Source organism: Pseudomonas oryzihabitans (genome assembly GCF_024652905.1).
Lineage (GTDB): Bacteria > Pseudomonadota > Gammaproteobacteria > Pseudomonadales > Pseudomonadaceae > Chryseomonas > Chryseomonas benzopyrenica.
Genome location: NZ_CP102428.1, coordinates 4,178,276 through 4,190,869, shown reverse-complemented (window position 1 = coordinate 4,190,869; position 12,594 = coordinate 4,178,276). Strand labels below are relative to the sequence as shown.

Below are 12,594 nucleotides of genomic sequence, written 5' to 3'. Positions count from 1 at the left end.
CTTACTCTTATCGACTCGAACAAAAAGAAAGGTGATTACTTCGGACGCTTGGTGCCGTACTTGGAACGGCCCTGCTTGCGGTCCTTCACACCGGTGGTGTCCAGCGAACCGCGCACGGTGTGATAACGCACACCCGGCAGATCCTTGACCCGGCCACCGCGGATCAGCACGACGCTGTGTTCCTGCAGGTTGTGGCCTTCACCGCCGATGTAGGAGGTGACTTCGAAGCCGTTGGTCAGACGCACACGGCAGACCTTCCGCAGTGCGGAGTTGGGCTTCTTGGGAGTGGTGGTGTACACGCGGGTGCACACGCCACGACGTTGCGGGCAGTTTTGCAGCGCAGGCACGTCGGATTTCTCGACGATACGCTTGCGTGCACTACGCACCAGCTGGTTGATAGTTGCCATCTATAGCTCCACTGATTGTCTTGCGACATAAACGAAATAGCAGAACGTCAGTCCTGCCCATTTTCGGGGAACGAAAGTCTAAAGAGCTTAGGCGCCCCAGTCAAGACAAAGCCCCCGGACGCCTGGGGCGCCGGGGGCTTTGTCAAGCGAGACCCGCTACCGAACTCAGCTGGCGCTGGAGTTCAGCGCTTCGGTCAGGGCGGCTTCGGCCTCGCTGGCGCTGACGCGCTGCGGCTTGCCGAGTTCACGCTGGCGCTTGCGCTCGCTGTGGTAGGCCAGACCGGTACCGGCCGGGATCAGACGACCCACCACCACGTTTTCCTTCAGGCCGCGCAGGAAGTCGCGCTTGCCGGTCACGGCGGCTTCGGTCAGGACACGGGTGGTCTCCTGGAAGGAAGCAGCCGAGATGAAGGACTCGGTGGACAGCGAGGCCTTGGTGATACCCAGCAGCACGCGCTCGTACTTGGCGACGAAGCGATCATTGCCGACCAGTTGCTCGTTCTCTTCCAGGACGTGGGTCAGTTCGACCTGATCGCCCTTGATGAAGCTCGAGTCACCGGTATCGCTCACTTCGACCTTGCGCAGCATCTGCCGCAGGATGGTCTCGATGTGCTTGTCGTTGATCTTCACGCCCTGCAGGCGGTACACGTCCTGGATCTCGTTGACGATGTACTTGGCCAGCGCGCTGACACCCAGCAGACGCAGGATGTCGTGCGGATTGCTCGGACCGTCGGAGATGACTTCGCCGCGGCTGACCTGCTCGCCTTCGAAGACGTTCAGGTGGCGCCACTTCGGAATCAGTTCCTCGTAGGGATCGGTGCCGTCGGTCGGAGTGATGACCAGACGACGCTTGCCCTTGGTTTCCTTGCCGAAGGAGATGGTACCGCTGATCTCCGCCAGGATGGCCGGCTCCTTGGGACGACGCGCTTCGAAGAGGTCGGCCACGCGGGGCAGACCACCGGTGATGTCGCGGGTCTTGGAGGTTTCCTGGGGGATACGGGCGATAACGTCACCCACATGCACCTTGGCACCGTCGCTCAGGTTGACCAGCGCGTTCGGCGGCAGGAAGTACTGGGCCGGTACGTCGGTACCCGGCAGGAGCAGATCCTTGCCGTTGGCGTCGATCAGCTTGACCGCCGGACGGATGTCCTTGCCGGAGGTCGGGCGATCCTTGGCGTCGAGCACCTCGATGTTGGTCAGACCGGTCAGTTCGTCGGTCTGGCGCTTGATGGTGATGCCCTCCTCCATGCCGACGAAGGCCACGGTACCGTCCATCTCGGTGACGATGGGGTGGGTGTGCGGGTCCCACTTGGCGACGATGGCGCCAGCGTCGACCTTGTCGCCTTCCTTGACCGAAATCACCGCACCGTAGGGCAGCTTGTAGCGCTCGCGCTCACGACCGAAGTCGTCGGCGATGGCCAGCTCACCGGAACGGGACACGGCAACCAGGGCGCCGTCGGCACGTTCAACGTGCTTCAGGTTGTGCAGACGGATGGCACCGCCGTTCTTGACCTGGACGCTATCGGCCGCGGAGGTCCGGCTGGCCGCACCACCGATGTGGAAGGTACGCATGGTCAGCTGGGTACCCGGCTCACCGATGGACTGGGCGGCGATGACGCCGACCGCTTCACCGATGTTGACCTGGTGACCGCGAGCCAGATCGCGACCGTAGCACTTGGCGCAGATGCCATGACGGGTTTCGCAAGTGATCGGCGAACGCACCACGACTTCGTCGACGCTGTTGAGCTCGAGGAACTCGACCCAGCGCTCGTCGACCAGGGTGCCTGCAGGCACGATGATCTCTTCGGTACCCGGCTTGGGCACGTCGCGGGCGATGACTCGACCCAGCACGCGCTCACCCAGGGGCTCGACCACGTCACCGCCTTCGATGTGCGGGGTCATGATCAGGCCGCGCTCGGTACCGCAGTCGACCTCGGTCACCACCAGATCCTGGGCCACGTCGACGAGACGACGGGTCAGGTAACCGGAGTTCGCGGTCTTCAGAGCGGTATCCGCCAGACCCTTACGGGCACCGTGGGTGGAGATGAAGTACTGGAGTACGTTCAGGCCTTCACGGAAGTTGGCGGTGATGGGCGTCTCGATGATGGAGCCGTCCGGCTTGGCCATCAGGCCACGCATGCCGGCGAGCTGGCGAATCTGGGCCGCGGAACCCCGGGCGCCGGAATCGGCCATCATGTACATGGAGTTGAAGGACTCCTGGTCGACTTCCTTGCCCTCGCGGTCGATGACCTTCTCTTTCGAGAGGTTGGTCATCATCGCCTTGGACACTTCGTCGTTGGCCTTCGACCAGAGGTCGATCACCTTGTTGTACTTCTCGCCCTGGGTCACCAGGCCGGAGGCGTACTGGCTCTCGATCTCCTTCACCTCGGCGGTGGCGGCATCGATGATGCGGGCCTTCTCGTCCGGAATGACGAAGTCGTTGACGCCGATGGAGACGCCGGACAGGGTCGAATAGGCGAAACCGGTGTACATCAACTGGTCGGCGAAGATGACGGTGTCCTTCAGACCCACCACGCGGTAGCAGTGGTTGATCAGCTTGGAGATGGCCTTCTTCTTCATCGACTGGTTGACCACGTCGTACGGCAGACCGGCGGGCACGACCTGGAACAGCAGCGCGCGGCCGACGGTGGTGTCGACGATGCGGGTGTTCTTGGTCAGGCTGCCGTCCTTGTGACGGATGGTCTCGTTGATGCGTACCTTGACCTTGGCATGCAGCGCGGCTTCGCCGGCACGGAAGACGCGATCGACTTCCTGCAGGTCGGCGAACACGCGGCCTTCGCCCTTGGCGTTGATGGCTTCACGGGTCATGTAGTACAGACCCAGGACCACGTCCTGCGACGGCACGATGATCGGCTCGCCGTTGGCGGGCGACAGGATGTTGTTGGTCGACATCATCAGGGCGCGCGCTTCCAGCTGGGCTTCCAGCGTCAGCGGCACGTGCACGGCCATCTGGTCACCGTCGAAGTCGGCGTTGTACGCGGCGCAGACCAGCGGGTGCAGCTGGATCGCCTTGCCTTCGATGAGGACCGGCTCGAACGCCTGGATGCCCAGACGGTGCAGGGTCGGGGCGCGGTTGAGCAGCACGGGGTGTTCGCGGATGACTTCGGCGAGCACGTCCCAGACCTCGGGCAGTTCGCGCTCGACCATCTTCTTGGCGGCCTTGATGGTGGTCGCCATGCCACGGGCTTCCAGCTTGCCGAAGATGAACGGCTTGAACAGTTCCAGGGCCATCTTCTTGGGCAGACCGCACTGGTGCAGACGCAGGGTCGGGCCCACGGTGATCACGGAACGACCGGAGTAGTCGACGCGCTTGCCCAGCAGGTTCTGACGGAAACGACCCTGCTTGCCCTTGATCATGTCGGCCAGGGACTTCAGCGGGCGCTTGTTGGAACCGGTGATGGCACGACCGCGACGGCCGTTGTCCAGCAGGGCGTCGACGGCTTCCTGCAGCATGCGCTTCTCGTTGCGCACGATGATGTCGGGCGCGGCGAGGTCGAGCAGCCGCTTGAGGCGGTTGTTCCGGTTGATGACGCGACGATAGAGATCGTTCAGGTCGGAGGTCGCGAAGCGGCCGCCATCCAGCGGTACCAGCGGACGCAGGTCCGGCGGCAGCACGGGCAGCACGGTCATGACCATCCACTCCGGCTTGTTGCCGGAACCCTGGAAGGCTTCCATCAGCTTCAGACGCTTGGACAGCTTCTTGATCTTGGTCTCGGAGTTGGTCTGCGGAATCTCTTCGCGCAGGCGACCGATCTCGTGCTCCAGATCAATGGCGCCGAGCAGCTGGAATACGGCTTCCGCACCCATGCGGGCGTCGAAGTCGTCACCGAACTCTTCCAGCGCCTCGAAGTACTGCTCGTCGTTGAGCAGCTGGTACTTCTCGAGGGTGGTCATGCCCGGATCGATCACCACGTAGCTCTCGAAATAGAGCACGCGCTCGATGTCACGCAGGGTCATGTCCAGCAGCAGGCCGATACGGGACGGCAGCGACTTCAGGAACCAGATGTGGGCGACGGGCGAAGCCAGCTCGATGTGGCCCATGCGCTCGCGGCGCACCTTGGCCAGGGCGACTTCCACGCCGCACTTCTCGCAGATCACGCCGCGGTGCTTGAGGCGCTTGTACTTTCCGCACAGGCACTCGTAGTCCTTGACCGGGCCAAAGATCTTGGCGCAGAACAGACCATCGCGCTCGGGCTTGAAGGTACGGTAGTTGATGGTCTCCGGCTTCTTCACTTCACCGAACGACCAGGAACGAATCATCTCGGGCGAGGCCAGACCAATGCGGATGGCATCGAACTCTTCGAGTTGACCCTGGTTTTTCAACAGATTGAGCAAGTCTTTCAAGGCCTTTCCTCCTCACGGACCGGAGACGACCGCCGCGCGGTCGTCTCCTCTAGGGTCTCGTGTTATTCGGTTTCCAGTTCGATATCGATGCCGAGCGAACGGATTTCCTTGATCAGTACGTTGAAGGACTCGGGCATGCCGGCCTCCATGCGGTGATCTCCGTCCACGATGTTCTTGTACATCTTGGTCCGGCCGTTCACATCGTCCGACTTCACCGTCAGCATTTCCTGCAGGGTGTAAGCCGCGCCATAGGCCTCCAGTGCCCAGACCTCCATCTCCCCGAAACGCTGACCACCGAACTGCGCCTTACCACCCAGCGGCTGCTGGGTAACCAGGCTGTAGGAACCGGTGGAACGGGCGTGCATCTTGTCGTCCACCAGGTGGTTCAGCTTGAGCATGTACATGTAGCCAACGGTGGTGGTGCGCTCGAAGGCATTGCCAGTGCGGCCGTCGTACAGACGCATCTGGCCGCTCTCCGGCAGATCGGCCAGCTTCAGCATAGCCTTGATCTCGCTTTCCTTGGCACCGTCGAACACCGGGGTAGCCATGGGAACACCGCCGCGCAGGTTCTTCGCCAGGTCGAGGACTTCCTGATCGCTCAGGTCGTCGAGCTTCTCCTGACGGCCACCGATCTCGTTGTAGATCTCGTGCAGGAAGCTGCGCAGCTCTGCAACCTTGCGCTGCTCTTCGATCATCACGTTGATCTTCTCGCCCAGGCCCTTGGCCGCAAGGCCCAGGTGGGTTTCGAGGATCTGACCGACGTTCATCCGCGAGGGTACGCCCAGCGGGTTCAGCACGATGTCCACCGGCGTGCCGTTGGCGTCGTAGGGCATGTCTTCGACCGGCATGATCACCGAGACCACACCCTTGTTACCGTGACGACCAGCCATCTTGTCGCCCGGCTGGATGCGGCGCTTGATGGCGAGGTAGACCTTAACGATCTTCAGTACGCCCGGCGCCAGGTCATCGCCCTGCTGCAGCTTGCGCTTCTTGTCTTCGAACTTGTCGTCCAGCAGCTGGCGACGGTCGGACAGGTAGGCCTGGGCCTTTTCCAGCTGCTCGTTGTGAGCATCTTCCGCCATGCGCAGCTTGAACCACTGACCGCGCTCCAGGCCGTTCAGGTACTCGTCGGTGATGACGGCACCCTTCTTGACCGCCGGACCGCCTTCGGCGACCTGACCGACCAGGGCCTGACGCAGACGCTCGAAGGTCGCGCCTTCGACGATGCGGAACTCTTCGTTCAGATCCTTGCGGATCTCGTCGAGCTGGGACTTCTCGATGGCCAGGGCGCGGGAGTCGCGCTCGACGCCGTCACGGGTGAAGACCTGGACGTCGATGACGGTACCCTTAGTGCCAGTGGGCACACGCAGGGAAGTGTCCTTCACGTCGCTGGCCTTCTCGCCGAAGATGGCGCGCAGCAGCTTCTCTTCCGGGGTCAGCTGGGTTTCGCCCTTGGGCGTGACCTTGCCGACCAGGATGTCACCGGCGCCGACCTCGGCACCGACGTAGACGATACCGGCCTCGTCCAGCTTGTTCAGCGCAGCCTCACCCACGTTCGGGATGTCGGAGGTGATCTCCTCCGGGCCGAGCTTGGTGTCACGGGCCACACAGGTCAGTTCCTGGATGTGGATGGTGGTGAAGCGATCTTCCTGGACCACACGCTCCGACAGACAGATGGAGTCTTCGAAGTTGAAGCCGTTCCAGGGCATGAAGGCCACGCGCATGTTCTGACCCAGTGCCAGCTCGCCCATGTCGGTCGAGGGGCCATCGGCCAGGATGTCGAACTTGGCCACCTGATCACCCTTGCTCACTAGCGGACGCTGGTTGATGCAGGTGTTCTGGTTGGAACGGGTGTACTTGGTCAGGTTGTAGATGTCGACACCGGCTTCACCGGTTTCGACTTCGGCATCGTTGACACGCACCACGATACGGCTGGCATCGACGGAGTCGATCACGCCACCACGACGAGCCACGACGCAGACGCCGGAGTCACGGGCGACGTTGCGCTCCATGCCGGTACCCACCAGCGGCTTGTCCGAACGCAGGGTCGGCACGGCCTGACGCTGCATGTTGGAACCCATCAGCGCGCGGTTGGCGTCGTCGTGCTCGAGGAACGGAATCAGCGAGGCGGCGACGGAGACGACCTGCTTGGGCGAAACGTCCATCAGGGTGACGTCTTCGGGCGCCTTGACGGTGAATTCGTTCAGGTGACGCACGGCCACCAGCTCATCGATCAGCCGGTTGTTCTCGTCCAGGCCGGCGGAGGCCTGGGCGATGACGTGGTTGGCTTCTTCGATGGCCGACAGGAAGACGATCTCGTCGGTAGCCACGCCGTCCTTGACCATGCGGTACGGGCTTTCGAGGAAGCCGTACTGGTTGGTGCGGGCATAGGCGGCCAGGGAGTTGATCAGGCCGATGTTCGGACCTTCCGGCGTTTCGATCGGGCAGACCCGGCCGTAGTGCGTCGGGTGTACGTCACGGACTTCGAAGCCGGCGCGCTCACGGGTCAGACCGCCCGGGCCGAGTGCGGAGACGCGGCGCTTGTGGGTGATCTCCGACAGCGGGTTGTTCTGGTCCATGAACTGGGACAGCTGGCTGGAACCGAAGAATTCCTTGATCGCGGCGGCCACCGGCTTGGCGTTGATCAGGTCCTGCGGCATCAGGCCTTCGCTTTCGGCCATGGACAGGCGTTCCTTGACGGCACGCTCCACCCGCACCAGGCCCACGCGGAACTGGTTCTCGGCCATTTCACCGACGCAACGGACACGACGGTTACCCAGGTGGTCGATGTCGTCGACGATACCCTTGCCATTACGGATGTCGACCAGGGTCTTGAGCACGTCGACGATGTCTTCGCGGCTCAGCACGCCCGAGCCTTCGATGGCATCGCGACCGATACGGCGGTTGAACTTCATGCGGCCAACGGCGGACAGGTCGTAACGCTCGGCGCTGAAGAACAGGTTGTTGAACAGGGTCTCGGCAGCTTCCTTGGTCGGCGGCTCGCCAGGACGCATCATCCGATAGATCTCGACCAGGGCTTCCAGCTGGTTGCCGGTGGAGTCGATCTTCAGGGTATCGGAGATGAACGGACCACAGTCGATGTCGTTGGTGTACAGCGTCTCGAGCCGCACGACATTGGCCTTGGCCATCTTGGCCAGCATGTCCAGGGTCAGCTCGGTGTTGCACTCGGCGATGATCTCGCCGGTGGACGGGTGCACGATGGCCTTGGCGGTGGTACGGCCAATGACGTAATCGAAGGGCACTTCCAGCTCGGTGATGCCGGACTTTTCCAGTTGGTTGATGTGGCGAGCGGTCACGCGACGGCCCTGCTCCACGATCACCTTGCCGGTTTCGTCCTTGATGTCGAAGCTGGCGATGTCACCACGCAGGCGCTGGGGCACCAGTTCCAGGTTCAGGGTCTCGCCCTTGATGTGGAAGACGTTGGTGTCATAGAAGGCGTCCAGCACTTCTTCGGTGCTGTAGCCGAGCGCGCGCAGCAGGACCGAGGCCGGCAGTTTGCGGCGGCGGTCGATACGCACGAAGACGGCGTCCTTGGGGTCGAACTCGAAGTCCAGCCAGGAGCCGCGGTAGGGAATGATGCGCGCCGAGTACAGCAGCTTGCCCGAGCTGTGGGTCTTGCCGCGGTCGTGGTCGAAGAACACGCCCGGGCTGCGGTGCAGCTGGGACACGATGACACGCTCGGTACCGTTGATGATGAAGGTACCGTTCTCGGTCATCAGGGGGATTTCCCCCATGTAGACTTCCTGCTCCTTGATGTCCTTGATCGCCTTGTTCGACGACTCGCGGTCGAAGATGATCAGGCGAACCTTGACCCGCAGCGGGACGGCGAAGGTCACGCCGCGCAGGACGCATTCCTTCACATCGAAAGCCGGCTCGCCCAGGCGATAGCCGACGTATTCCAGGGCCGCATTGCCGGAATAGCTGATAATCGGGAAAACGGACTTGAAGGCCGCATGCAGGCCGATATCGCGGAACTGGTCTTTGCCTGCGCCCGCCTGCAGGAATTCGCGGTACGAATCCAGTTGGATAGCCAGCAAATAGGGCACGTCCATGACGTGCGGCAACTTGCTAAAGTCCTTGCGGATACGTTTTTTCTCAGTGTATGAGTAAGCCATCAGCGTTCCCCAGCTTGGTCACCAGCTTGTTTGGCCTCTCCGACGGGAGCAGCCGGAAAATCGTGCAAACCCTTGGTTTGCCGCACCCCGAGAGCGAGGTGGATACAGCGCGTTTTGCCAGGCGGATATGCTCGCCCTGCACAAAACGGCAAAAGGCCGGTGGCGTTCGCCACCAGCCATCAGCCGAACGTGAGACGTTGCGGCTGTAGACGCAAGAACCGAACTTACTTGAGCTCGACCTTGGCGCCTGCTTCTTCCAGAGACTTCTTGGCAGCCTCGGCTTCCTCTTTGGAAACGCCTTCCTTGACCACGCCCGGGGCGCCGTCAACGACAGCCTTGGCTTCTTTCAGGCCCAGACCGGTCAGTTCACGAACGACCTTAATGACGTTCACTTTCTTGTCGCCGGCTTCGGTCAACATGATGGTGAATTCGGTCTGCTCTTCGACGACGGCAGCGGCAGCAGCCGGGCCAGCGGCAACGGCGGCAGCGGCGGTCACGCCGAACTTCTCTTCCATCGCCTTGATCAGTTCCACCACTTGCATGACGGACATTTCGGATACGGCGTTGATGATGTCTTCGTTGGTCAGAGCCATGACTCTAGATTCCTATAACAGGGTGCGGCTTCAGGCCGCAAATAATAAGAAAGACTTGCAGGAAACGCAGCACGCACGGATTAGGCGGCGGCAGCTTCCTTTTGGTCGCGAATGGCGGCGAGGGTACGAGCCAGCTTGCTGGTAGCGCCCTGGATGACACTCATCAGCTGGGACACAGCTTCGTCGTAGGTCGGCAGGGTTGCCAGTACGTCGATCTGGTTGGCTGGAATGAGCTTGCCTTCGAACGCGGCGGCCTTGATCTCGAACTTGTCCTGACCCTTGGCGAAATCCTTGAAGATACGGGCGGCAGCGCCCGGATGCTCTTGGGAGAACGCGATCAGGGTCGGGCCCTTGAAGGTGTCGTTGAGGACGTCGAAAGACGTGCCTTCAACGGCACGACGCAGCAGGGTGTTACGTACGACACGTACATAGACACCAGCCGCGCGGGCCTCTTTACGGAGTCCGGTCATGGCACCCACAGTCACGCCACGGGCATCGGCCACGACAGCGGACAGGGCACCTTGGGCAGCCTCGTTGACTTCAGCGACGATAGCCTTCTTGTCTTCGAGTTTGATTGCCACGGGTTTAACTCCTGGATGTTACCGTTTCGCCCGATGGACTGGGCGGCGTTTTGGTGTCTGACTCGGTAACCGAATCGGGAGCACCATCTGCGTAGGCTAGGGTTTCCCCGGTTTAAGACCTGCGTCCCCTACGGTCTTGGACAGCCCCCGCCAGGCAGGGACCCCAATCTTGGCGCCGCGCCCGAAGGCACGGCGACTTGTGTCCTGCTTAGGCTTCCAGGGAAGCCTGGTCGATCTGCAGACCCGGGCCCATGGTGGAGCTCAGGGTGATGCGCTTGACGTAGATGCCCTTGGAGGTCGAGGGCTTCAGGCGCTTCAGGTCGGCCAGCAGAGCTTCAACGTTCTGCTTCAGCTTCACGGGCTCGAAATCGATCTTGCCAACGGAAGCGTGAATGATGCCGTTCTTGTCGGTACGGAAACGCACCTGACCAGCCTTGGCATTCTTGACGGCGGTAGCGACGTCCGGGGTCACGGTGCCAACCTTGGGGTTAGGCATCAGACCACGCGGGCCGAGCAGCTGACCCAGCTGACCAACAACGCGCATGGCGTCCGGCGAGGCGATGACCACGTCATAGTTCAGGTCGCCGCCCTTCATCTCGGCAGCCAGGTCGTCCATGCCGACTCTTTCGGCACCGGCAGCCAGTGCGGCTTCGGCATTGGCACCCTGGGTGAACACTGCAACGCGAACCGACTTGCCAGTGCCATTGGGCAGCACGGTGGCGCCACGAACGACCTGGTCGGATTTACGCGGATCCACGCCCAGGTTCACGGAGACGTCGATGGACTCCTTGAACTTGATGGTGGACAGCTCGGCCAGCAGGGCTGCAGCTTCTTCGAAGCCGTACTGCTTGCCAGCCTGGATTTTTTCGGCGATAGCCTTTTGACGCTTAGTGAGCTTGGCCATTACACGCCCTCCACATTCAGACCCATGCTACGAGCGGAACCGGCGATGGTACGCACGGCGGCGTCCATATCGGCGGCGGTGAGATCGGCATTCTTGGTCTTGGCGATCTCTTCCAGCTGGGCGCGGGTGACGGTACCGACCTTCTGGCTGTTCGGACGAGCGGAACCGCTCTTGATGCCAGCCGCCTTCTTGAGCAGCACGGAGGCCGGGGTGCTCTTGATTTCGAAGGTGAAGCTACGGTCGCTGTACACGGTGATGATCACCGGGGTGGGCAGACCGGGCTCCATGCCCTGAGTGCGGGCGTTGAACGCCTTGCAGAATTCCATGATGTTGACGCCGTGCTGACCCAGCGCCGGACCGACCGGCGGGCTCGGGTTGGCTTGAGCGGCCTTAACCTGCAGCTTGATGTAAGCCTGAATTTTCTTAGCCATGTGCTACTCCAATGATGGGTTCAACGCCCCGCGGGGCTCCCCAATTACTTGCTATATCCCAGTGACGACAAAACCCCGCAGCCGGGGCTACGGGGTGGGGGATGCGAACAACCTAGACCTTTTCGACCTGGCTGAACTCGAGCTCCACAGGGGTCGACCGACCAAAGATCAGTACCGCCACGTGGATGCGGCTCTTCTCGTAATTCACTTCTTCGACAACGCCGTTGAAGTCGGCGAACGGACCGTCCACCACCCGAACCGTCTCACCCGCTTCGAACAGGGTCTTCGGCTTGGGCTTGTCGCTGCTGTCGGAGACACGACGCAGAATCGCATCCGCCTCACGATCAGTGATGGGCGCCGGCTTGTCGGCGGTACCGCCGATGAAGCCCATGACGCGAGGGGTATCCTTGACCAGGTGCCAAGTCCCTTCGTTCATCTCCATCTGCACTAGGACGTATCCTGGGAAAAACTTACGCTCGCTCTTGCGCTTCTGGCCATTGCGCATTTCCACCACTTCTTCGGTGGGCACGAGAATGTCGCCGAACTCGTCTTCCATTTCGTGCAGCTTGACGCGCTCGATCAACGAACGCATGACATGCTTCTCGTAACCCGAGTAGGCATGCACGACGTACCAACGCTTAGCCACGGCGAACCCTTTCAACCAACAATCGTGGAAACCAGCCAACCGAGCAGGGAGTCTAGCCCCCACAACAACAAAGCCATCACGAGCACCACCGCAACCACGATCAGCGTGGTCTGGGTGGTCTCTTGCCGGGTAGGCCAGACAACCTTGCGAATCTCGGTACGGGCGTCTTTCAGCAAGCCAAAGAAGGCCTGCCCCTTGGCGGTCTGCAGCGCAACGAAGGCAGCGATAGCCGCCAGCACCAACAGACCTACCACTCGATACAGGATGGACTGAGCAGCGAAGTAGTGATTGGCAACAACACCGATCGCTACCAGAACGACAACCACCAGCCACTTCAGCGCATCGAAGCGCGACTCTTTGGCTTCCGCCTTGATGCTCATTGCATGAATCCTGTAAGGAGTGCCAGATGGGAATCTGGCAGGCCAGGAGGGAATCGAACCCCCAACCTGCGGTTTTGGAGACCGCCGCTCTGCCAATTGAGCTACTGGCCTGTAACTTGAATCAGGCCGACCATTATGCCGACCTGACAGG

The 12,594-nt window shown here is 61.6% G+C and carries 9 protein-coding genes and 1 tRNA gene; all 10 read right to left on the bottom strand.

The window, feature by feature from the left end:
* Positions 1 to 35: 35 nt before the first annotated feature.
* The 10 genes from rpsL to NRG74_RS19330 all read right to left on the bottom strand — a co-directional run bounded on the left by rpsL (position 36) and on the right by NRG74_RS19330 (position 12,554).
* The gene (rpsL, locus tag NRG74_RS19375; RefSeq protein WP_007163089.1) at positions 36 to 407 is read right to left on the bottom strand and encodes a 30S ribosomal protein S12; all 372 of its coding nucleotides are present in this window, start codon (positions 405 to 407) and stop codon (positions 36 to 38) included.
* A gap of 165 nt (positions 408 to 572) precedes the next feature.
* Positions 573 to 4,772 carry a DNA-directed RNA polymerase subunit beta' gene (gene rpoC, locus NRG74_RS19370; RefSeq protein ID WP_017641871.1) on the bottom strand — a complete coding sequence of 1,400 codons (4,200 nt, stop codon included), beginning with the start codon at positions 4,770 to 4,772 and terminating at the stop codon, positions 573 to 575.
* 62 nt (positions 4,773 to 4,834) lie between these two features.
* Positions 4,835 to 8,908, bottom strand: a complete 4,074-nt coding sequence (rpoB, locus tag NRG74_RS19365; RefSeq protein WP_026083933.1) for a DNA-directed RNA polymerase subunit beta — start codon at positions 8,906 to 8,908, stop codon at positions 4,835 to 4,837.
* A 224-nt stretch (positions 8,909 to 9,132) separates the two neighbouring features.
* Entirely contained in the window at positions 9,133 to 9,501 is a 369-nt protein-coding gene (gene rplL, locus NRG74_RS19360) for a 50S ribosomal protein L7/L12 (protein WP_017641869.1), read from the bottom strand.
* 80 nt (positions 9,502 to 9,581) lie between these two features.
* The gene (gene rplJ, locus NRG74_RS19355) at positions 9,582 to 10,082 is read right to left on the bottom strand and encodes a 50S ribosomal protein L10 (RefSeq protein ID WP_017641868.1); all 501 of its coding nucleotides are present in this window, start codon (positions 10,080 to 10,082) and stop codon (positions 9,582 to 9,584) included.
* A gap of 208 nt (positions 10,083 to 10,290) precedes the next feature.
* Complete coding sequence (gene rplA, locus NRG74_RS19350) at positions 10,291 to 10,986, bottom strand: 50S ribosomal protein L1 (protein ID WP_017641867.1); 696 nt, start codon at positions 10,984 to 10,986, stop codon at positions 10,291 to 10,293.
* A complete protein-coding gene (gene rplK, locus NRG74_RS19345) occupies positions 10,986 to 11,417 on the bottom strand; it encodes a 50S ribosomal protein L11 (protein ID WP_017641866.1) in 432 nt (143 codons plus the stop codon). Before rplK ends, rplA begins: the two co-directional genes overlap by 1 nt.
* A gap of 112 nt (positions 11,418 to 11,529) precedes the next feature.
* Positions 11,530 to 12,063 carry a transcription termination/antitermination protein NusG gene (nusG, locus tag NRG74_RS19340; protein ID WP_026083932.1) on the bottom strand — a complete coding sequence of 178 codons (534 nt, stop codon included), beginning with the start codon at positions 12,061 to 12,063 and terminating at the stop codon, positions 11,530 to 11,532.
* A gap of 11 nt (positions 12,064 to 12,074) precedes the next feature.
* On the bottom strand, positions 12,075 to 12,443 hold the full coding sequence (gene secE, locus NRG74_RS19335; RefSeq protein WP_017641864.1) for a preprotein translocase subunit SecE: 369 nt from the start codon (positions 12,441 to 12,443) through the stop codon (positions 12,075 to 12,077).
* Between the two features lie 35 nt (positions 12,444 to 12,478).
* Positions 12,479 to 12,554 (bottom strand) — tRNA-Trp (locus NRG74_RS19330).
* Positions 12,555 to 12,594: the final 40 nt, after the last annotated feature.